The sequence below is a fragment of the Rhizobium acaciae genome (genome assembly GCF_025941625.1).
GTDB classification, from domain to species: domain Bacteria; phylum Pseudomonadota; class Alphaproteobacteria; order Rhizobiales; family Rhizobiaceae; genus Rhizobium; species Rhizobium acaciae.
The window spans coordinates 228,232-247,715 of record NZ_JAPCZO010000012.1 but is presented as its reverse complement, the minus strand read 5'-3'; the positions used below and the strand labels follow the sequence as shown (position 1 = coordinate 247,715).

The 19,484-nt window shown below is 60.5% G+C and carries 21 protein-coding genes, 1 pseudogene and 1 riboswitch; of the genes and pseudogenes, 7 read left to right on the top strand and 15 right to left on the bottom strand.

Translation table 11 applies throughout. The features are described 5' to 3' along the window. Positions 1–62 precede the first annotated feature (62 nt). A complete protein-coding gene (locus OLZ32_RS20620) occupies positions 63–1,001 on the bottom strand; it encodes a sialate O-acetylesterase (RefSeq protein WP_017990669.1) in 939 nt (312 codons plus the stop codon). A 518-nt stretch (positions 1,002–1,519) separates the two neighbouring features. Beyond that, entirely contained in the window at positions 1,520–2,212 is a 693-nt protein-coding gene (locus OLZ32_RS20615; protein WP_264397313.1) for a type 1 glutamine amidotransferase domain-containing protein, read from the bottom strand. A gap of 121 nt (positions 2,213–2,333) precedes the next feature. Between OLZ32_RS20615 and OLZ32_RS20610 the strand changes: the two genes are divergently transcribed. Both OLZ32_RS20610 and OLZ32_RS20605 read left to right on the top strand, forming a co-directional pair. Next, the gene (locus OLZ32_RS20610) at positions 2,334–3,266 is read left to right on the top strand and encodes a LysR family transcriptional regulator (RefSeq protein ID WP_264422360.1); all 933 of its coding nucleotides are present in this window, start codon (positions 2,334–2,336) and stop codon (positions 3,264–3,266) included. 79 nt (positions 3,267–3,345) lie between these two features. Beyond that, positions 3,346–3,705, top strand: coding sequence for a VOC family protein (locus tag OLZ32_RS20605; RefSeq protein WP_003546229.1), 360 nt, complete (start codon positions 3,346–3,348; stop codon positions 3,703–3,705). A gap of 55 nt (positions 3,706–3,760) precedes the next feature. Here the strand turns inward: OLZ32_RS20605 and OLZ32_RS20600 are convergent, their stop codons facing one another. The 4 genes from OLZ32_RS20600 to OLZ32_RS20585 all read right to left on the bottom strand — a co-directional run bounded on the left by OLZ32_RS20600 (position 3,761) and on the right by OLZ32_RS20585 (position 5,666). After that, the gene (locus OLZ32_RS20600; RefSeq protein WP_003546231.1) at positions 3,761–4,135 is read right to left on the bottom strand and encodes a VOC family protein; all 375 of its coding nucleotides are present in this window, start codon (positions 4,133–4,135) and stop codon (positions 3,761–3,763) included. Between the two features lie 107 nt (positions 4,136–4,242). Further along, complete coding sequence (locus OLZ32_RS20595; RefSeq protein ID WP_264422358.1) at positions 4,243–4,863, bottom strand: glutathione S-transferase family protein; 621 nt, start codon at positions 4,861–4,863, stop codon at positions 4,243–4,245. Then, positions 4,856–5,341, bottom strand: coding sequence for an SRPBCC family protein (locus tag OLZ32_RS20590; protein ID WP_264422381.1), 486 nt, complete (start codon positions 5,339–5,341; stop codon positions 4,856–4,858). Before OLZ32_RS20590 ends, OLZ32_RS20595 begins: the two co-directional genes overlap by 8 nt. Further along, positions 5,334–5,666, bottom strand: a complete 333-nt coding sequence (locus OLZ32_RS20585) for an ArsR/SmtB family transcription factor (protein WP_017990674.1) — start codon at positions 5,664–5,666, stop codon at positions 5,334–5,336. The genes OLZ32_RS20590 and OLZ32_RS20585 overlap by 8 nt, the downstream gene beginning before the upstream one ends. 300 nt (positions 5,667–5,966) lie before the next feature. On the opposite strand from OLZ32_RS20585, the gene OLZ32_RS20580 reads away from it, so the two are divergent. Together OLZ32_RS20580 and OLZ32_RS20575 are read left to right on the top strand one after the other, a co-directional pair. After that, positions 5,967–6,329: an ArsR/SmtB family transcription factor gene (locus OLZ32_RS20580; RefSeq protein ID WP_003546238.1), complete on the top strand. Its 363-nt coding sequence runs from the start codon at positions 5,967–5,969 to the stop codon at positions 6,327–6,329. Next, positions 6,310–6,804 (top strand): SRPBCC family protein, encoded by a 495-nt coding sequence (locus OLZ32_RS20575; protein ID WP_264422355.1) that lies wholly within the window; start codon positions 6,310–6,312, stop codon positions 6,802–6,804. Before OLZ32_RS20580 ends, OLZ32_RS20575 begins: the two co-directional genes overlap by 20 nt. 22 nt (positions 6,805–6,826) lie before the next feature. On the opposite strand, the gene OLZ32_RS20570 is transcribed toward OLZ32_RS20575, so the two are convergent. From OLZ32_RS20570 to OLZ32_RS20545, 6 genes and pseudogenes are all read right to left on the bottom strand, one after another. Continuing rightward, the gene (locus tag OLZ32_RS20570; RefSeq protein ID WP_264422353.1) at positions 6,827–7,561 is read right to left on the bottom strand and encodes a phosphotransferase enzyme family protein; all 735 of its coding nucleotides are present in this window, start codon (positions 7,559–7,561) and stop codon (positions 6,827–6,829) included. A 69-nt stretch (positions 7,562–7,630) separates the two neighbouring features. Continuing rightward, positions 7,631–9,337, bottom strand: a complete 1,707-nt coding sequence (locus OLZ32_RS20565; RefSeq protein ID WP_003546244.1) for an adenylate/guanylate cyclase domain-containing protein — start codon at positions 9,335–9,337, stop codon at positions 7,631–7,633. Between the two features lie 206 nt (positions 9,338–9,543). After that, positions 9,544–9,672 carry a hypothetical protein gene (locus OLZ32_RS20560; protein ID WP_264422351.1) on the bottom strand — a complete coding sequence of 43 codons (129 nt, stop codon included), beginning with the start codon at positions 9,670–9,672 and terminating at the stop codon, positions 9,544–9,546. Positions 9,673–9,674: 2 nt separating this feature from the next. Then, a complete protein-coding gene (locus tag OLZ32_RS20555) occupies positions 9,675–11,597 on the bottom strand; it encodes an adenylate/guanylate cyclase domain-containing protein (RefSeq protein WP_264422349.1) in 1,923 nt (640 codons plus the stop codon). 352 nt (positions 11,598–11,949) lie between these two features. Then, complete coding sequence (locus OLZ32_RS20550) at positions 11,950–12,468, bottom strand: hypothetical protein (RefSeq protein ID WP_264422348.1); 519 nt, start codon at positions 12,466–12,468, stop codon at positions 11,950–11,952. A gap of 1,073 nt (positions 12,469–13,541) precedes the next feature. Then, a pseudogene (locus OLZ32_RS20545) lies at positions 13,542–13,913 on the bottom strand (DUF308 domain-containing protein); the annotation flags it as partial. A 49-nt stretch (positions 13,914–13,962) separates the two neighbouring features. Beyond that, positions 13,963–14,039, top strand: a riboswitch (Fluoride riboswitch). 86 nt (positions 14,040–14,125) lie between these two features. On the opposite strand from OLZ32_RS20545, the gene OLZ32_RS20540 reads away from it, so the two are divergent. From OLZ32_RS20540 to OLZ32_RS20530, 3 genes are all read left to right on the top strand, one after another. Next, complete coding sequence (locus OLZ32_RS20540; protein ID WP_264397323.1) at positions 14,126–15,946, top strand: voltage-gated chloride channel family protein; 1,821 nt, start codon at positions 14,126–14,128, stop codon at positions 15,944–15,946. Between the two features lie 81 nt (positions 15,947–16,027). After that, on the top strand, positions 16,028–16,465 hold the full coding sequence (locus tag OLZ32_RS20535; RefSeq protein ID WP_017990683.1) for an EamA family transporter: 438 nt from the start codon (positions 16,028–16,030) through the stop codon (positions 16,463–16,465). A 208-nt stretch (positions 16,466–16,673) separates the two neighbouring features. After that, complete coding sequence (locus OLZ32_RS20530) at positions 16,674–17,249, top strand: dual specificity protein phosphatase family protein (RefSeq protein ID WP_003546253.1); 576 nt, start codon at positions 16,674–16,676, stop codon at positions 17,247–17,249. A gap of 60 nt (positions 17,250–17,309) precedes the next feature. Here the strand turns inward: OLZ32_RS20530 and OLZ32_RS20525 are convergent, their stop codons facing one another. The 3 genes from OLZ32_RS20525 to OLZ32_RS20515 all read right to left on the bottom strand — a co-directional run bounded on the left by OLZ32_RS20525 (position 17,310) and on the right by OLZ32_RS20515 (position 19,362). After that, positions 17,310–17,888, bottom strand: coding sequence for a DUF308 domain-containing protein (locus OLZ32_RS20525; protein ID WP_017990685.1), 579 nt, complete (start codon positions 17,886–17,888; stop codon positions 17,310–17,312). A 194-nt stretch (positions 17,889–18,082) separates the two neighbouring features. After that, positions 18,083–18,700, bottom strand: a complete 618-nt coding sequence (locus OLZ32_RS20520) for a hypothetical protein (RefSeq protein WP_231283490.1) — start codon at positions 18,698–18,700, stop codon at positions 18,083–18,085. Between the two features lie 71 nt (positions 18,701–18,771). Next, positions 18,772–19,362 carry a TetR/AcrR family transcriptional regulator gene (locus OLZ32_RS20515; RefSeq protein WP_003546258.1) on the bottom strand — a complete coding sequence of 197 codons (591 nt, stop codon included), beginning with the start codon at positions 19,360–19,362 and terminating at the stop codon, positions 18,772–18,774. Between the last annotated feature and the right edge of the window lie 122 nt (positions 19,363–19,484).

Here is a 19,484-nt window from a genome sequence, read left to right as displayed (position 1 = left end):
GCTGGTCGGTGTGCCGTGCCGTTGCGACGCTCGCGAAGGCGCTAAAATCGGTTCAGGCCAGACTATCGCGAGGTTTCCAGGCGGCCACCGGAGCGCAGAATGTTCAGCCAGGCCTGCGACGCTTTCTCCCCGCCTGTGCCCCCAAAATGGCAATCGTCGTAGCGGTCGTCTCCATCGAGTAGCGCATCGGAATTTACGCCCTCTCGGATACCGTGGCCGCTTTTTGACAGGGCCAGTTGCGCCCGCACGACCGCATTGTCCGGAATATGTTCCTTGAAGCCGCCGTTGCTCGGTTCGAGGCATTTCGATGCGATCGAAATGTAGACGGGTGCTTCGACCCCGTGCTGACGCAACGTGTCGACCATCGACATGAAACGTTCCTGATAGCTCTCCGCAGGGGTGCCGATAACGAGGTCCGCCTCTCCTTGCACCCAGAGGACGTTCGTTATCCGGTAACCGGAATCCTGAAGCTGTTTCACTGTATCGACCAGCACGGGATTGAAGTCGCCACCTGCCGCCCATCTTGCGACCTCAGATCCGGAATATGCGAGAGGTGCGAGGATGACGTTGTCATTTTGTCCCGATGCGATCAAATTGTTCGCAAGAAGCGTCCAATACTCTCCCCTGGTATTGGTCGATCCAAGAAGGGGCGACGCCGCGATGAAGCACCGTTTATCAAAGGCGTTTACAACGCGCGCGCCATAATTCGACCGGTGCCGTTGTCCTCCGTAGTTGGCCGCGTTCGATTGGCCAAGAATGAGTAAGACAGCAGTCCGGTCAGTCTGAGGCGGGCAGGCCACCAGCGTTTTCGATTCATCCCCGATCAGCCGTTCCTTGTCGTCGAAAGTATAACGGCTTGGAGCCGCCACCTTCTCTCCGCCAACCACTTTCTTCAGCGCGGAAAGTTGTGGCCAAGGAAAGATCTCACGTCTCGCGCTCATGCCGCCGAGAAAGTAGATGGCGATCAAGGCGGCCAAGCCGACTGCCATTGTTTTGCGCATGTCGTTGCCCTTTCAAACATCATCCGATCACATGGGGCCTATCGGACCGATCACGGCTGCTCCAGCCATGAAGGTTCCTTTACACACCAGCCACATCTGCTTTCTTCGGGCATGATCTTTGTCGTCGCGAAGATCGAGCCCCCATCGACGACCATTTCGCGCGGGGTCGCCGGAAACCTGCTCTAAACTATAGACCAGACCAGTGATTACAATCATCCGGATGGGTTAGATCGTATCTGCTATGGGCGGGTCCAGACAAAACAGCGGGCCGCCGATCGTAGGCGCGAAATCGCCGCCGGGGCAGGTCTCCAGCGGACCCGCGAACTGCTGGCAGAGGGAAGCTCTGAGTATCGCCGCAACACAAATAACAGAGCGGCTGGTCCTGGGTTCATCCCCGACCAGCCGCCGTGTGTCAGATACTGGAGACCCTGAAGGGAAGCGTTCGAAACGCTTCTGCGGGGCAGAGCCAAGGCATTGGGTTTCTCACGGGCGCCCCTGACGCTATCACGACTTGTTGATCAGGCGGCCTTTGCCGCTGTCACGGCGGCGAGCAGAATGCCGGCGGTCTCCACCGATGAACCGGGGTTCTGCCCGGTGATGAGCAGGCCGTCCTTGATAGCATAGGACGACCAGTCGTCGCCGCTGGAATAGATGCCGCCATTCTCCTTCAACATGTCCTCGACCAGGAACGGCACCACCTGGGTGAGGCCGACGCCGTCTTCCTCGGAGTTCTTGAAGCCGGTGACTTGTCTGCCCTGGACCAGCGGCCTGCCGTCGGCGGCCTTGACGTGGCGCAGCACACCCGGGGCGTGGCAGACAAAGGCGACGGGCTTGCCGGCCTGATAGAGCGATTGGATGAGGGCGATCGAATTCTTGTCTTCCGCCAGATCCCAAAGCGGGCCATGACCGCCCGGATAAAAGACGGCGTCGTAATCGTCATGGGAGACCGAAGCGAGCTTTACGGTCGAGGCAAGCACGGCCTGGGCATCCGGGTCGGCATGGAAGCGACGGGTCTGGTCGGTCTGGAAGCCGGGTTCGTCGCTCTTCGGGTCGAGAGGCGGCTGTCCGCCCTTGGGCGATACAACGGTGATATCGGCCCCGGCGTCGCGGAAGGCATAATAGGGGGCGGCAAACTCTTCGAGCCAGAAGCCGGTCTTCCGGCCGGAGTCGCCCAGTTCGTCGTGCGAGGTGAGAACCATGAGGATTTTCATCTGGAGATCCTTTCGAGACAGATGTGATCGGCTGCTTTCGATGAGGGGATCATGCTTCGGCCGCTCTCATTCCGGAAATTTATTTCTTTGATTTCAGATATGCATCCGGCAATATATCTGGATGAAGTATGACCTCAACCTCCTGCCTGTCTTCGTGGCGCTGATGGAAGAGCGCAATGTCACGCGCGCAGCCGAACAACTGGGCATGACGCAGCCGGCCGTCTCCAACGCCTTGAACCGCCTTCGCGAGACGCTGCGCGATCCGCTGTTCATCCGCGAACGCTACGGCATGAAGCCGACTGAGACGGCAGAGGCACTTGCCCTGGTGATCCGCGGGGCATTGGCGAGCCTCGATGACGTCATTCTCGGTCAGCAGGCGTTCGATCCGGCGCGGGCGACACGGCAGTTCACCATCGCCCCGAACAGCTATGTCGAGTTTGTGCTGATGCCGGTGATCGTGGCGCGGCTGCGCGAATGCGCGCCCGGGATCAGGCTGCGCCTGACGCCCTTCGGCAATGATCTGGCCGAGACCGGCGCGATATCAGGGGCAACCGAAATGGTGATCGGCCGGATCGTCGAGCCGCCTGATAACATGGTCGTGCAGCATCTCATGGATGATGGATTAGCCTGTGTCGTGCGCAAATATCATCCCGAGATCACCGAAAGCATCTCCGAGGAACAGTATCAGCGGATGCGGCATGTGAACGTGCTTCCGCCCGGCCGGATGCGCGTCGGCCTGTTCCAGATGCTGCAGCAGGCAGGCCTCAGGCGCGACGTCTCGGTCTCCGTCACCCATTTCCTGGCGGTCCCGGAAATGGTGGCCGTCACCGACTATTGCGCCACGCTGCCCCGGCTGATCTGCCATCGCCTTGCCCGCGACCCGCGTCTCAAAATCCTGCCCGTACCGGTCGATCTCGGCAGCTTCCCGGTCGAGCTGGCATGGCATGTCCGCTACCGAAACGACCCCGCCCATCGGTGGCTGAGATCATTGATATCCGAGGTGGCAAAGGATGTCTCCGACGCTGCGGTGGCAGAAGCGATGGCTGGAAACTGAAAACGGGTGTTTGAGGCCTCGGCGGTTGCACGCGTGCCCGTTCGATTGCATTGTTCTGTTTCAAGATGAGGAGAATTCCATGCCTAAGGCCGTTGGAATCGGCGGTGTGTTTTTCAGGGCGGCGAACCCGGCCGGCTTGGCTGAATGGTATCAAAAGCATCTCGGTATTGACGACCTGCACAAGTCGGTGTGGCATCAAGAGGCCGGGATGACGATATTTGGTCCGTTCTCGAAGGATACCGACTATTTCGGTCGTGCGGAACAACAATGGATGGTCAATTTCCGCGTGGACGATCTCGATGGGCTGATCGCCAGCCTGACGGCAAGTGGGATCGCGGTGGAAACCCGGGACGAGTGGAATTCGGAGGTAGGCCGCTTTGCCCGGATTCACGATCCCGAAGGTAACCCGGTCGAGCTGTGGGAGCCGGCGCAGGATTGATGGCACATGGGTCGCTCTCGACCATGCTGTCCAGTAGGCGCTGCTGAAGGCTAACTCACTTCGTCGGCTGCGATCGTACGGTCAGTTTATGTCCGTCAGGATCGCGAAGATATGCGACGAATGACCCATTTGGACGTTCCCGTGGCGGACTCTCGATCGCTGTGCCACCATGCGCGGTACCGGCGGCATGCCAGGCTAGAACATGGTCGGGGCTTGCGGCGGCGATACCGATAGTCCCACCGTTGGCTGCGGTCGCCGGCTTGCCATCAATCGGTTTCGTGATCATCAGCCGACCACCCTCGTGGGCATAGATCAGCCTGCCTCTTGCATCCATCTCGCCGGGCTTGCCTCCCAATGCAGCAAACGTGGCGTCGTAGAAGTTTCTGGCCCGCTCCAAGTCGTTGCTTCCAATCATCACGTGGGTGAACATGCTTCATCTCCAGTAAGGTAGCCAATAGATCAGTGGCCGATCCCGATAAATTCACGTGCCTTTGCTTACGCCTTCCCTGGCAAAAGAGGTCCTTCGCCCGTGCCCTCTCAGGCTGGGAAAGGGTTTCGCCACGCATCCAGTTCTTCAAGCCGTCCGTACCACGCTTGGATATGCCGAAACTCGGCGAGTGGAATCTCAGCAGAAGTTGCATAAGGAAGTGCAGCGGCCAATGCGAAATCTGCGACAGTCAGTGTCTCCCCGACCGCGACGCTGTTGTTGGCCAAATGATCGTCGAGCACGCGAGCATGGGCTCGAAAACTCGTCTTCGCATCGTCGATCACGGCGACGTCAGGCTCCCCGCCGAACAACGGCTTGATCAAGGTTTCAAACCACAGCGTTGCCCCGTGCCGGGTGAAGTGACTGGCATCCCAACTCAACCAGCGCAGCACGTCGATCTGCCGGTGGTCATGCGGCCACAAATCCGATGCGACACTGTCAGACAGCCTGCACATGATGGCGTTCGCTTCCCATAAAGTTCCCGCATCATCCTGCAGCACCGGGACTTTGCCGTTCGGGTTAAGCGCCAGGAATTCTGCGGTGCGCTGTTCTCCGCTTGCCAGGTCAACCCTGACGAACTCGACGTCGGCTTTGAGAAAACGAGCGGCAGCGCAGGTCTTCCGGGGATTGAGCGTCTCGCAATAATAGAGCTTCATCGCCGCCTTAGACATGATCCGGTCCTTCGGATTCAGTCCCGAGAAAGAAGCTCAATCGCTCGAGACTTTGCGACCAGCCGGCCTCATGACCCTCAAGGGACGACGCGCTATCAAATCCACTCTGCCGAAAAGTCATTTCCGTGCCTCCGTCGCTTTCCCTGAATGTGATGGTGACGACCGTTTCCGGGCTGTTTTCGCCGGTTGCGAGTTCCCAGGCATGTGTGAAGACAAGTCTGTACGGCGGCTCGACCTCCAGATATTGTCCGCCGACCCAATGCTCTTCTCCATTTGGTGCGATCAGACAGGCGCGGTGTCTGCCGCCGGGCCAGGCTTCAAGCCGATCGCCCACCGCCTTGAAACCGTGAGGGCCGCACCATTGCACCAACGCTTTCGGGTCGGTCCATGCCCTGAAAACCAGATCGCATGGGGCATCGAACCTTCGGACAAGAACCAGGTCGCGGGTATCGTCGGTGTCGGTCTCTTGATTAGTCATTGTCGTATCCTTGTACTTTGGACAGATAGTCATCGAGACGATCAAAGCTTTGATCCCAGAAGCGTCTGTAATCGGCGATCCAATCAGCAACTGTCTTCAACGCGGCCGGCTCGAGGACGCGGGGACGCGAATTCGCTTCACGGCCGGAGCGGATCAATCCGGCCTGTTCCAGGACCTTGAGATGCTTTGAAATGGCAGGCTGAGACAACTCGAAGGGATCAGCGAGTTCAGCCACCGTCGCCTTGCCGTTCGCAAGCCGCCCAAGAATTGCCCGCCTCGTGGGATCGGCGAGTGCGGAGAAAATCGCATCGAGCTTGTCGTCCATATATCACCATCTAGCTATATAGCTGTATGGATATATTCTGTTAGGCAAAATGTCAAAGGCATTTTTGCGTTGGATTGGCAACGAGGGGAAAGGAACTCGACCCTTGCGGGACGACGGACGGTGGAGCCTCGGCCAGGACGCCGACCACGCTTCTTTCAAGATGCGATTACGGCAAGGGCAATCAGGGTGACGAAGACGCTCAGCGGCGGCGACTTCCACGCCGAGATATCTGCGCCGCCAGCCTGAGGCCGATCTCCGTCCCTTGCGTGACACCGATCTGCATGCTAAACACTGAACTATATGGTTCAGTTTTCGACAGCTCGCCTTGATGCCTCCTTTGCCGCGCTCTCGGACGCCACGCGACGCGGTGTTCTGGAACAGCTGGGGAGTGCCGATGCTTCGATCACGGAGCTCGCAGAGACGTTCCACATGACCCTCACGGGCATGAAGAAGCACATCGGCGTCCTGGAGCAGGCGGGGCTGGTGACGACGGAGAAGGTCGGGCGTGTGCGGACCTGTAGGCTGGGCTCACGCGGGCTCGAGGAAGAGGCGGCCTGGATCGAAGCGCGCCGCCAGATCTGGAACGCACGCTTCGACGCGCTTGATCAAGTCATCGAGGCCCTGAAACGGAAGGAGAAAGCCGATGGGGGACAGAGCGAGTAACGGCCGCACGGTGGTCGAACGGAGATCGGAGCTTGAACTCGTGGTGACGCGCACCTTCAACGGCCCGGTTCGCCTCGTATTCGACGCGTGGACCAAGCCCGAGTTGTTCAAGCTGTGGTGGGCGCCGAAATCGATGGGCGTGCCCCTGCTTTCCTGCGAGATGGATGTCCGCACCGGGGGCAGCTATCGCATCACCTTCGGACACGCCGCCGCCGACGCCATGGCCTTCTTCGGCAAGTATCTCGACGTGTCGCCGCCATCGCGCCTCGTCTGGACCAATGACGAAGGCGGGGAGGAGGGCGCCGTCACCACGGTGACCTTCGAGGAAGAGGGCGGCAGGACGCTGCTGGTCCTGCAGGAACTCTATCCCTCGAAGGAAGCGCTCGACCAGTCTTTCGTCGGCATGGAAGACGCGTTGCCGGAGCAGTTCGAGCAGTTGGATGAACTTCTCATCACGCTCGGCGCGAGCGTGTGACAGCCCCCTTCAACTCAACTGATTAGACCGCTCGAACTTCGGCAAGCCGCTTGACTGCGTACTCGTCCTGCCAGCAGACGGCGGCTTCCCATGCGGCGGATGCTTGGGCGGCGATGTCATGCGCGCCGTCGTCGAGATCGGCAGCGTTGTCGGGCAGCACCAGGTCAAGGTCGGGGACGTCGACATGTGCCTCGTCCCAATCGATCAGCGCGACCCGATCCGCGGTGATGCGGATGTTGCCGGGGCTGTTGGGGTTGCCGTGGACGACGCATGTCTGACGCCCGATGAGCCGCGCCCATGCTGCTCGACATCGAACAACGGCCTCAGGCGGCATCGCGGCAAGGTTGATCCTCGTTCCGGTTTCAGTATGCAGGAGGTCGCTCGACGATCGCCAACCCGGGCGCTGCGGCCAGCCCTGCGTCAACCGATGCAGTTCGCGGAGCGTGTCGGCGACGCGACGCCAGTCGGATGCCGTCTCGGGCGGTCCGCCCTCCATGTATTTCATCACCACCAGCCCGCCCACGAACAGCCGGCCGTCAGTCGTCGGTATCGGCACCGGAACGGTCATGCCTTCACGGTCGAGGTATTGGAGCAGCTTTGCTTCCCATGCAAGATCAGCGTCGCTCCTGGAGCCGAGACGAGCGACCGCGATCTGCCCGTGGAGGCGAACGCTCCACACGTCGTTGGCAACTCCACCGGCGAGCCGTTCGATGCGAACCGCGTCTTCACCCCATTGCCCGAGTGCTTCCCATCCCATTGGCGATACCCTTGGAGGCCATGATCAAATGACGAAAGAAATACGCGTCGCGATTGTTCCCACCCGCTGTCACATCTCCGGCAGGCCGGCCTTTCGAAAGCCGTCGACAAAGTGGTCTCGTACAGATGCATCGCGCAGCGGCTGGGAGCTGAGCCAATGGCCGATCGTGAAGTGAGGGTGGGCGATCAGGAACAATTCTGCTTCTCGCCGCGCCTCCTCAAGGTGGCCCAACTGCGCAAGCGCAGCAGCCAGGAATTTGCGTGAGTTGGTCCGATACGTGTCTTCCCTGCGGAGGGTAGCGGCTGCCGCCTCATAGTCACGCGCTGCGTACTGCGCCTGCCCAAGATGACAAAGATACCAGCAGGTTGGATGGGGATTGAGCCGCAGAGCTTTTTCGATTTGCGCTAGTCCGTCGGCAATCCTGCCGTCCAGCACGGACATGTCCGACATGGCGGCCCAGGTGTCGGCGTGGTTGGGATCCAGCTCCAGGGCCTTGGCGAAGGCGGCCTCCGATTCCTCCCATTGCCGCTCATAAGCCAAAATGGTCCCCAGAACGTAACGACAGCCGGCATCGTTGGGATCTAGGTCGACCGCCTTCTGCGCTGATGTCACCGCCATCTGACGGTTGGGATCTTCGGGCTCGCCGAAATGAGTCCAGGCCAGCCAGCGGTTATAGGCGAGCAGGCCAAGCGCCTCGGCATAGGATGGCTCGAGCTTGACCGCGCGTTGGAGCAGCATATAGGCCTCACGCTCGGTTTGCGGCGACTCTTCGGTCAGCAGGCGGGCGCGCACACACAGGTCGTAGGCTTCAAAGTTCTTCGGCCGATTGCGCGGCGGCGGGATGGTCAGCCGGCCGACGAGGGCTTCGACGATCTTGGCGTTAACCTCGTCCTGTAATTCGAAAACATCTTCCACCGTCCGGTCAAATCTTTCGGCCCACAAGTGCCCGCCGCCAAGCGCGTCGACCAGTTGGGCATTGATGCGGACACGGCCCATTGCGCGTCTGGCACTCCCCTCCAGGACGTAGCGGACGCCGAGTTCCTGGGCGACCAGCTTTACATTGACCGGCTTGCCCTTGTAGCCGTAGACGGAATTGCGCGCGATGACGAACAGGCCAGCCGTCCGGGAAAGGTCGGTGATCAGGTCTTCAGTCAAGCCGTCGACGAAAGGCGCGTCCGCTTCATCCCCGCTCATATTCGTGAACGGCAAAACAGCGATCGAGGGATTTTCCGGCAGCGGCAATGTGCTCTGCAGCGCATCCGGCCAATGCCACACGTGGACCGGGCGGGTCAGGTTCTTCAGGTAGCGTTCGCCTGCATCGAAGAACCGGTCGCCGATCTCGCCGACGATCTCGCCGTGAACGCCGGCTGAAATGCAGATGCCTCCCGGCGCGGCCTGCGTCTGGAGGCGCGCTGCGACATTGACCCCGTCGCCGAGGACGTCTGAACCCTCGTCAATGACATCTCCCAGGTTGATGCCCACACGTAAAAGCAGGCGCCGGTCTCCGGAAGCCTGAACGGCAGTGGTGGCCCGTTGCATTTCCAACGCTGCCGCGACCGCTTCCACCGCGCTGCCGAATTCGATCAGGAATCCGTCGCCGACGACCTTGAAGATGCGACCTTTGTGACGCATCACAGCCGGCTCGATAGTGCCGGAACGGAGTTCCCTGAGGTTTTCAAGCGTTGCGATTTCATCTGCCTCCATCAGGCGTGAATATCCCACCACATCGGCAACGACGATGGCGGCAAGGCGACGCTGAAGAGATTGATCCGTCATCTGAGGACAAGCCCAACGACCAAATTAGCAAGTTAATTTTCAACCGCGGGTGAGTCAACAAATCGTAAGAGGTAATGTCCTAGGCGGTCTCCACCTCGATCGAGCAGTCATACTCCTTTGTGAACGTCTGGCTGCGAGCGGGGCTTCGGCGGAAGTGCCCAGTTCTGTCCGGGGAGACCCGAACTGCAACTGCACTGCATTTCTGGCTAACTCTCCAGATGCGGCCAGTCTCCTTCCAGCCCCATTTTGGTCATCGCCAACCCTTCGATATGGCCGCTTTTGGCGCAAAGCTGCCGTTTGTAGCAACCCGAACGCTCCGCTTCGGGATCGCCCATCGCTAGTCGCCGCTTTCCCTAACCAACTCCCATAAATCGACCTTCTCGGCGCGTCCCTTGACCGGCACCAGGCCCAGCGGGCGGAGGTCGAAGCGGGTGCCGACGGCCTCGTATATGGCGGCGCTCACCAGGATCGAGGTGTTGAATTCCTTGTTCAATCCTTCCAGCCGCGAGGCGACATTGATCGTGTCGCCCATGGCTGTGTATTGCTGCCGCGAGATCGCACCAAAACTGCCGACGACCGCCGGGCCGGTGTGCAATCCAAATCGCGTGACGAGCGCGGGACGGCCATTCCGGCGGTTGGCTTCATTCAACTCGTCGACAGCCGCTTTCATCGCAAGCGCGCATCGGCAACCGTTTTCGGCGTGTCTGGCATCCGGAACAGGCGCGTTCCACATCACGAAAATGGAGTCGCCGAGATATTGCACGACTGTGCCGCCGTGGCGTTCGGCGATGGTGTTCAACAGTTCGAAATAGGCCGACAGCGTGTCGACCACGTCCTCGGGCGAATGTTGCTCGGATATGGTGGTGAAGTCTCTGATGTCGGTGAAGAGCACGGTCACATCCTGCCGCTGCGCCTTGACGGCGGTTCTTCCCTTGGGATCGATGATCCGCCTGACGACTTCACGCGGAACATAGAGGGCAAACTGACCGATGGCATGGCGGCTTGCCGCCAGCGCGCTCGCCAGCGTGTTGATCTCCGATATGAAGGAGTGGGACACACCTTTCTCGCCGACGTCGAGATCGCCGATCCTGCGCGCCTCGTCGGCCAGCCGATAAAGGGAGCGGCTGACCATGCGCGACAGCATCACCGAGGCAGCGACGCCCGCGATCACGAAGGCGCTGGCAATCAGGAGATTGTGCATGAGCAGCCGATTGGCCTCAGCCACCAGATCTTCCAGGGGCACGACGATTGCGGCGACGCTTCCCTTGAACAGACCGGACACACCGACAGGGGCGATCTGCAGGATCTGGCGTTCGCCATCGAGATCGATCCGCACCACGCCGCCGCTTGCAAAGGCCGGATCCCGCCTGAGCCTCGCCACCGTTTCGAGGCTCGTGTCGTAACTGTCTTTCGTCGTATCGACGGCAACGGCGCCATCGGCATTTTTCGACCATGCGTCGAGAAGCCTGTTCATGATTGCCGGGTCGGAATGGGCGATCAGATCATCGGCGTCATCGATGATGTAGGCGCGCGCCCGCGGCGCAATCTCCTGCGCATCCAGCAGGCGGCTGATAGTCATCAGGTGGATGTTGATGCCGACGACAACCTGATCGTCGTCTCTCATCGGTGCTGCGATCGTCAGCGTTGGGAGCCGCAGCGTTCCTGCAACATACGGTCCGACGGATACTTCCTCGCTGTGCTGGATGACGAATTGGTACCAGGGGCGTTGCCGCGGATCGAATGATGCATAGTCGACGTCACGCTCGGCGATCGGCCTTGCCTGGCGGTCGAGGAAGCGAAACGTCGATATGACGTCCGGGCCTTGTCTGCGTGCTATCGTGCGGATCGCAAAAGCCGTGCCATCAGGTGCTGCGAGGATCCGGCGGACATCCTGCCTTTGCGTGTTGATGACCTGCAGATACGAGCCGTCAGGATAGCCCGTGTAGACGCTCGTCGCGTTGGGGACGTTTCTGAGAACCTCGAGAAAGAATTGCTGTTTCGCCGTGATATCCTGGGGAGGCGGGGAGGTGAGCTGCGGCAGGGTCGATGCCAGTGCCACCGCCTCGGTGCCGCCCTGCAGCGTATTGCGGTACCCCTCGATCAGCCGCAGGCTCATCTCGCGCATCTGCTGCACGCCCGCACTGACGGCAGCATCGCTTCCTTGCCTGAACGCCAGCCAGATGATCGGCGTCGACGTGCAAAGCAGCGATGCGACGACCAGGACGCCGAGATGCAGTCTTAGGGGTTTGGACCAGTGCACGAGATTTCCCCCGAAATGCGGACACGTCTCAGCACACGAGGCATAGCCAACGATGGCAGCTAACCGCTTTTTGAAAACTTACACAAGGCGGTGAGTGCGGTCACACCGCCGCTGCACGTTTCGGCAGAATAGATCGCCGACGGTGAGAGCGGTCGCCGATCATGCCCGCATGCGCCGCTGCCGTTGCTCCAGCCGTCACCCCACGCTCCGTCCTCCTGGGGCTTGACCTGAGATCCACTCTCGTCTCCAACAGCCGCGGGCATGGATCCCAGGCTCAAGGCCTGGGATGGGATCACGAAGGGTGGGGGCGTCTTGGCCGGATCTCCTGCAACTTCGGCCCCCATCCGGCAGCCTAGCTCATCGGCTTCTGATTAGGGTGCGCCACCAGGAATTCGGCAAGGAAGGGGTTCTCGGTATGGCGTTTCTGCTCGTCTGCAATCAGGAATTCGGCTCCCAACTCTGCCCGAAGCAATGCAAGAAGCTGCTCCACATCGTCATTGAAGCGCTCGCACTTCGCTTGTGTCCAAAGGCTAGGGTCAGGCTGGTAGAAAGGATTGAGATAACCAGCGTATTCTTGATCCAGCCGGTGAATGAGGGATTTGAGTGTAGGAGACAATGAAATTCGGGGAGGCTCCGTAACACGCCCTTGAAGGTCGTAAACAGCGGCATCAAGCGGTCCAAATCCCAACGCGGATCGGGTAGCTTCATCACCGGCCCACAAGCAGCCACCTGCGCCACAATCAAAGAAGAAACGGAGTGATCCCTTTGTCATGGCGGGAATAATCATATTTTGAGAGATGGACGCAAGGACATCATTTGACCGCTGTTGGCGCATTGCGAACTTGGTGCTTGTTGGGCAAAGTCGTTCCATCGGCTGGATGCTCTTGGTGGAAGATGCGGATACTGAAAATCCTGGGAGGCGTGGGCCTTGTTACCCTCGTCGCATTCGCAGCTGTCGTCGTTTGGTCCGGATTTGAAGTCGATCGAATGATATCGACGTGCCATGACAACTCCGCGGCCGAATACATTGCCGACATGAAGGCGCGACAGGCTTATTGCGGAGAGTTTGGGGCGAATTCGGCAGGACCCCTGCCGCGAGGTCAGTAACTGCGTTAAGCCCATGCAGTTGCTAAACTGGCGCCACTTCGCCTTTGGCGCAATCCAGCCGGGAGCTTCGTCGTCTGTCGGTTTCTTGATCTTCGAATGAGGCCATCGAAGCCGGCGTTCAAAGTAGAGAGCCCAGTCACGCAGGCCACGTTCACGAGATTGAATCCATGGTGCGGACCGATGACGGAAAGCTGCGGCATGCGTGTTTTGGGGGGCTCCGCAAGGTTCAGGATAAGGCGTCGCTTTATGCAATTGAATGAGGATGTCCGTTTCAGCCTCACGTAATCAAGGCGAAATAGATATGCCTATGCATAAGGAAAGACACCGATGCCGAAAGCACTCCTGAACCCGCATATGCGACTAAGCTTCACAGCAATTCTTGCTCTATTGGCTGTTGGTCTAAGGCCAGCCGCCGGATTGCCTCGATGCCCTCCTCAGGATGAACTGCTGGGGAAAGCGAAGATCGTGGTGGAGGCGCGCGTGAAATCGCTGTCGATCGGCGAATCCGATTTCCTAGCTAGGGACATACGACTCTCCGACGCGGTGGATAAGGGCAGATCTGGAGATCAAGAGAGTTATCAAAGGCAAATTCCCGGGAAAGGAGGCGACGGTGTACGGTGCCGTATATCCCCCAGGGCCTTTCGGGGAACTGACCACGATGGCGTTATCTTACGGTTTCGATGGCCGTGACACCTTCGTATGGGAGCTTTCGCGCCGCGAAATCGGTGATGATGTGGCGTTGTTTTCAATGAACGCCTGCAACTATCACAAATTCCCCGACGGGGCAGTTGCTCCCCGCTGATCGACGGTGTCGCATCGCGATTGGCGCATGTCGCCTCACGCCGGCTTCCGCCGCATCTGCGTGACGCTCCGCCAGACGGCCGAGACCAGGAAATAGAAGGCGCCGAGGCCGGCATATCCGGCGATGTTGGCGATGCAGGGTGGTTCCGGCATTTGCGCCTGGGCGATGAAGAACGCACCGGCCACGGCGGACTGGCCGCCGCTGAGGATCATCGCCCACTGGCCGTCATCGGTCTTCCAGCGCCGGACAGCGGTTCCAAGCTGCAGCAGACCGGAAAAGATTGCCCAGAGACCGAAGACGCCGAGAACCCAGTTCATGCTCATCGTAAGCGCGACGATCACGGCCGCTCTCGTCACCGCGCTGACGGCGACGTTGATCGCCTGGTTGCGGCTGTTTGCCAGTCGTGACCGACGGAACGGGTCGAAGTTGACAGTCCGCCCAAGCATGACATATGCGTTTCGGAACGGTAATGGATTCTGCCGGGCATCAAGCCAAACCGCTTCCCCGATGAAGCTGATGACTCCTACTCAACGCGAACCACGCGAAGGAGTAGATTCGTGTCTGGAATTCATCTGTCGTATCCCCATTTGATTGCCGTGCTCGATGGAGCGTCGCGCCTATGACGCCCGCTTCGATATTCGGTCTTCGTTTGCAGCAAATCCGCAGCCTGGCAAAATGGATCGCCGTCGTTGTTCCGATGGCGATTGCCGTTGGATCGCTCGTGGCCCTCTTCCTGGGGAGCCTTGATCGGGCGACGGAACTGCGCTTCGAATATCCATGGCTGATCTACTGCATGCCGATCGCAGGCTTCGCCATGGTCTGGGCCTACGGGAGGTTCGGGAAAGCTGCTGAAGGCGGCAACAATCTTATCGTCGATCAAATCCATGAACCCGGCGGCGGCGTGCCGCTGCGCATGGCTCCGTTCATCCTGGTGACCACCGTGCTGACACACCTTGTCGGCGGCTCGGCAGGGCGAGAGGGAACAGCCGTCCAGCTCGGCGGCAGCCTGGCCAGCGCCTTCGGCAAAGTCTTCAAGCTGTCCCCTGCCGATGTCCGCATCCTGCTGATGGCCGGGATCGCGGCGGGCTTCGGCGCGGTCTTCGGCACCCCGATCGCGGGTGCGGTCTTTGCGCTGGAAGTGCTCACCATCGGCCGGATGCAATACGAGGCTCTGCTTCCGGCACTGTTGGCGGCCGTCATCGCCGACTGGACCTGCCATGCCTGGAGCATCGGCCACGTTCACTATTCTATCGCCTATCTTGGCGGCGTCGGGGAGGCGGTCGGCTTCCATCTCGACGCTCTGCTGATGCTCAAGGTGGTCGTTGCAGGCGTCGCCTTCGGGTTGGCAGCCCATTTATTCGCGGAACTCTCGCATTTCGCATCATCTGCCTACAAGGCGATCCTGCCTTACGCCCCGCTACGTCCCGTGCTGGCGAGCGCCATCCTCATCGGCCTCGTCTCCTATCTCGGAACCACCGAATATCTCGGCCTCGGCGTCTGGTCTCCCAATCCGGAGGACGCGACGATCGTCGGTTTCTTCCGCCCCGACCACATCGACTACTGGAGTTGGGCCTGGAAAGGACTGTTTACCATCGTCACCCTGAGCGCAGGTTTCAAGGGCGGCGAGGTCACGCCTCTTTTCTTCATCGGCGCGGCACTTGGAAGTGCGCTCGCCGGTGTGCTCGGCGCGCCGCCGGACCTGTTTGCGGGCCTCGGCTTCGTGGCGGTGTTCGCAGGGGCCACCAACACGCCGCTCGCCTGCATGATCATGGGGATCGAACTGTTCGGAGCGACACACTCCGTCTATCTCGCCGTCGCCTGCTTCGTCGCCTATCTCTGCAGCGGCCATTCCAGCATCTATCTCTCCCAGCGTGTCGGCGTGCCGAAGACGGCTGCCGCCGGCAACATCCCTCCCGACATTTCCGTACGCCACATGCGCGACATGAACGCAAAGGCCATGGGCGACGTCGTCAGTCGCGTGCGGCTGCGCTCCATTCGGACAACCGCAAACCTTCAGGAAAGGCCAATCGTCATGACCAGCCACAAGCTCTCCTCCCGCGAGGTCGGGATGGTCCGCATCTATATGAAGCCGCGCGAGAAGGCGGTCGGCAAGGGCGGCTGGTTCGGCGGCGGCAAGCCGCTCTACCGGGAACTGGTGATGCAGGCCAAGGCCGCCGGCATCATGAACGCCGTCGCCCACCACACCCATTTCGGCTACTCCAACAGCGGCAAGCTTCAGGACGAAGGCTTCGAGATACCCAATCCCGACCTGACCATGTGCGTCGAACTGATCGCCGACCGTGGGCAACTCGAAGAGTTCTGCCGCACGCATGGGTCGATCCTGACGAACAAGGTGATCATCTACAAGCACATCGAGCATTGGGATGTGCTGGGTCACGAAATCGCCACCGACGAGGCTTTGAAGGAGGCCGTCCTTTGAGAAGATGGGAATGATCGATCCGGTCCTTCTCCCGTTTGTCGGGCTATTGATGATCCGGTTCAGCGCACAGGGGAATAGAGCATGAAGAACCTTCTCACGAGCTGGCCGCTCTGGGCGCTGCTTTCGGCGGGATTTGCAGCCCTGACGGCGATCTTTGCGAAGGTCGGCGTCGAGAACGTCAATTCCGATTTTGCCACCTTCTTCCGCACCATCATCATTTTGATGGCGGCTGGCCTGATGCTCTACGTCACGGGAAACTGGCAGGAGCCGTCGTCGGTTTCGCCGCGAAGCTGGCTCTTCCTCGTCCTATCCGGCCTTGCCACGGGCGCGTCGTGGATTTGCTATTTCCGGGCCCTCAAGCTCGGCGATGCCGCGCGCGTGGCCCCCATCGACAAGCTGTCCGTCGTCTTCGTCTCGGTGTTTGCGGTGCTGTTCCTCGGAGAACGATTGTCGCTACCCAACTGGCTCGGCGTGGCCATGATCGCGGGAGGAGCCGTGCTTGTCGCCTACCGGGCTTGAGATCAACAATCAGCAGGGAGCGAGCCGGAAGAAGCCGATCGACAACGTCATCCTTCCGGCTCGAGGCTGCCTGGCGGCGAGGGAACCCGCAAACGAGCCGTCGGGAATTCAGGTCGCTCCGCACCGGTCGGCAGCAGGTCTGTGAAAACACAGGTCGGGAATTTAAAAAACGCAAACGATGCCGGGAAACGAAGCGAGGATCTCCAGATTGAAGCAGACTCTTAGAACGTTGGCAAAGCGTGCCGGCCTCACAGTTCTCGGCACCGTGGCACTCCTTGGCAGCTATCTCGGCTATCTCCAGCTGTCTGGAAACTTTGCACCTGTGATCGCTGGCGAAGTATACCGGTCGGCGCAACCCTCACCTGCGGATATCCGCGAATATGCCGCGCGGAATGGCATTCGCTCCATCATAAACCTTCGGGGCGAGAACGTAGGAAAGGCCTGGTACGACGAAGAAATAGCGGTCTCCAAGGAATTGGGCATTACGCATATCAACTTCGGTATGAGTGCCCGTCGGGAGCTCGATCAGAACAAGGTCGAAGAGTTGCTTGCAACGATGCGGAGTGCTCCAAAACCCATCTTGATCCACTGCAAGGCGGGTGCGGATCGCACGGGTCTGGCTTCCGCCCTATATCTCGCGGCTGTCGCCAAACAGGGGGAACAGGCCGCAGAGGGCCAAATCTCGTTCTATTTTGGGCACATCTCACTCCCGTTCATTCCTGAATACGCGATGGACCGGACATTCGAGGCAATGGAGCCGATGCTCGGCCTCATCAGCAACTGAGCAGAGTGGATTTCAGCATGCCAGGCTCCGACGTTCCGTGCCGGTCGGCGCACTCGCGGCTCAGGCCCGCTTCCGCCGCATCTGCGTGACGCTTCGCCAGACGGCCGAGACCAGGAAATAGAAGGCGCCGAGGCCGGCATAGCCGGCGATGTTGGCGATTGACGGCGTTTCCGGCATTTGCGCCTGGGCGATGAAGAAGGCGCCTGCCACCGCGGATTGGCCGCCGCTGAGGATCATCGCCCACTGGCCGCCATTGGTCTTCCAGCGCCGGATGGCGGTTCCAAGCTGCAGCAGGCCGGAAAAAATGGCCCAGAGGCCGAAGACGCCGAGAACCCAGTTCATGCTCATCGTCAGGGCGACGATCACGGCCGCTGTCGTCACCGCGCTGACGGCGACGTTGATCGCCTGGCTGCGATTGTTTGCCAGGCCGCCGTTCCGCGCTGCGTCGATGAGGTTGGCGGCGGCATCCCAGGCCGGGTAAAGGATCAGCAAGGCGGCCGCGACGGCAAGCGACTGCTGGCCGGCCGTCAAGGCGGTTGCGACCCAGATGGCGGAAAAGGCTGCTCGGGTGAAGTAATAGCGCGTCAGCCACTCTTCCCTGTCGCCGGACGCGACGGTGGTTTGATCGGTGGTCATCATGATCTCTTTCCTGAATGTGATGGTGTTGGTCTGATAGGGGCGGGCTCACCGCCATACGCGGTGGCGTCCGTCATCGGGGTTGGATTTCCTGGGCTTGCCGGAACTTTCGAGTCCATCGCCTGCAAGTCAGGCGACATTCCCCGGTAAATCGCCGGTCGAACCGGGGGCGTCCCGGCCGACCGGCGACGACGTGGTCACATGGGCGGGACCACGCCATTTTTGCCGACAAGCACCTGATGGGCGAGGGGGCCAGAGGCAGCCTCTTCGGCGGGGATGAAGACGACGGCGCCGGGGAGGAGATCGTCCTTGGTGGCCGGAGCGATGGTCACGACCGGCGTGCCGTCCGGAATGGCGATCTTCTTTTCCTTGCCGTGATAGGAGACGGTGACGGTGCGGCCGTCGACGCCCTTGACGGCATCGGCCACGGTCGCGTTGGTCATGCTGCTGTTGGGCTTGAGATCCCAACCGTAGCTGCCTTCACCGGCACCCTTCATCGCCGGCGGGAAGATCAGCACCTCAAGCGCGCCGTCACCGCCGCCTTCACTCGGAAGGGAGGCGATGCCGACGAAGTCGCCCGGCTTGATGTCGGTGACCGCGGCATTTGCGACGCTCGCCAGTTTCCAGCCGTCGGCGAGGGTGACATCGACCGTCTCTCCCTCGCGGGTCTTCACCGTGAGAGCGGAGCCGCTATAGCTGACGATGCTGCCCCTGACATGGACCTGCTCGGCCTTCTGGTCTTCGGCATGGACGGGCGCCGCCGACGCGATAGTGGTGAGCCCCAGGAGGAGGGCGGGGAGAATGTTCTTGATCATGTCGTTCTTCCTACTAGTTGGTAGTTTTATTGAACGTCGTTATTGCTCCGGGCTTTATTCCGCCCGGAGCTTTATCGAGCGGCAGTCGGAGACAGCCGCTCCAGCGTGGGGGCCAGAATGGTGGCGAAGATCTCCGGGGTCCCGTAAGCACGGGCTGAGAGCATGGCGCCATGAACGGAGGCCATGAAGGCTTCAGCCTCGACGCGCGGTTCGCTCGACAGCGTCAGACTGCCGTCCTCGGCACCGCGTTCCATCACCGCGGTCAGCCAGGCCGAAAGAAAGCGGAAGAAGGCCTTGACCTCGGCTGCGACCTCCGGCGGCAGCGCCGGCAGTTCGCTCGCCAGCAGGGCGCACATGCAAAAAGGCCGGCTGGCGTCCTCGATGCACTGGGCCCAGTGGCCGGCATAGGCTTCGAGGAGCGCGAGCGGATCCCGCACCTGTCGCTCGAGGCCCGCAATACCCGCCTCGGCATCTTCGCGATATCGCACGACAAGCGTGCGCACCAAGTCGGTCTTGCTGGGAAAATGGTGATGGATGCTCGCCTTGCGGATGCCGACGACAGCAGCGATATCGGCATAGCTGAAGCCGTTGTAGCCTCCGGTCGTGATCAGTGCACGGGCGGAGGCGAGGATCTCGTCGGACGTCGTCACAAGGTTGCTCATGGGTTTTGTCTACCTTCCAGTAGGAAGGCTGTCAAGCGGAAAACAGATTTCTGCCGTCAGCGGTCATGGAGCTGGCGAAAGTGATGGCGGCATCGGTTGTGGCGAGCGGCCTTGACTCGCCT

Bases quoted from the DNA above. Each gene is read 5' to 3' on its own strand.
- OLZ32_RS20550 (WP_264422348.1), bottom strand. From the start codon at position 12,468: ATGGAACGACTTTGCCCAACAAGCACCAAGTTCGCAATGCGCCAACAG.
- OLZ32_RS20615 (WP_264397313.1), bottom strand. From the start codon at position 2,212: ATGAAAATCCTCATGGTTCTCACCTCGCACGACGAACTGGGCGACTCC.
- OLZ32_RS20515 (WP_003546258.1), bottom strand. From the start codon at position 19,362: ATGAGCAACCTTGTGACGACGTCCGACGAGATCCTCGCCTCCGCCCGT.
- OLZ32_RS20585 (WP_017990674.1), bottom strand. From the start codon at position 5,666: ATGGACGACAAGCTCGATGCGATTTTCTCCGCACTCGCCGATCCCACG.
- OLZ32_RS20620 (WP_017990669.1), bottom strand. From the start codon at position 1,001: ATGCGCAAAACAATGGCAGTCGGCTTGGCCGCCTTGATCGCCATCTAC.
- OLZ32_RS20535 (WP_017990683.1), top strand. From the start codon at position 16,028: ATGAAGAACCTTCTCACGAGCTGGCCGCTCTGGGCGCTGCTTTCGGCG.
- OLZ32_RS20570 (WP_264422353.1), bottom strand. From the start codon at position 7,561: ATGGGATGGGAAGCACTCGGGCAATGGGGTGAAGACGCGGTTCGCATC.
- OLZ32_RS20605 (WP_003546229.1), top strand. From the start codon at position 3,346: ATGCCTAAGGCCGTTGGAATCGGCGGTGTGTTTTTCAGGGCGGCGAAC.
- OLZ32_RS20610 (WP_264422360.1), top strand. From the start codon at position 2,334: ATGAAGTATGACCTCAACCTCCTGCCTGTCTTCGTGGCGCTGATGGAA.
- OLZ32_RS20590 (WP_264422381.1), bottom strand. From the start codon at position 5,341: ATGACTAATCAAGAGACCGACACCGACGATACCCGCGACCTGGTTCTT.
- OLZ32_RS20520 (WP_231283490.1), bottom strand. From the start codon at position 18,700: ATGATCAAGAACATTCTCCCCGCCCTCCTCCTGGGGCTCACCACTATC.
- OLZ32_RS20600 (WP_003546231.1), bottom strand. From the start codon at position 4,135: ATGTTCACCCACGTGATGATTGGAAGCAACGACTTGGAGCGGGCCAGA.
- OLZ32_RS20595 (WP_264422358.1), bottom strand. From the start codon at position 4,863: ATGTCTAAGGCGGCGATGAAGCTCTATTATTGCGAGACGCTCAATCCC.
- OLZ32_RS20540 (WP_264397323.1), top strand. From the start codon at position 14,126: ATGACGCCCGCTTCGATATTCGGTCTTCGTTTGCAGCAAATCCGCAGC.
- OLZ32_RS20565 (WP_003546244.1), bottom strand. From the start codon at position 9,337: ATGACGGATCAATCTCTTCAGCGTCGCCTTGCCGCCATCGTCGTTGCC.
- OLZ32_RS20525 (WP_017990685.1), bottom strand. From the start codon at position 17,888: ATGATGACCACCGATCAAACCACCGTCGCGTCCGGCGACAGGGAAGAG.
- OLZ32_RS20560 (WP_264422351.1), bottom strand. From the start codon at position 9,672: ATGGGCGATCCCGAAGCGGAGCGTTCGGGTTGCTACAAACGGCAGCTT.
- OLZ32_RS20580 (WP_003546238.1), top strand. From the start codon at position 5,967: ATGGTTCAGTTTTCGACAGCTCGCCTTGATGCCTCCTTTGCCGCGCTC.
- OLZ32_RS20575 (WP_264422355.1), top strand. From the start codon at position 6,310: ATGGGGGACAGAGCGAGTAACGGCCGCACGGTGGTCGAACGGAGATCG.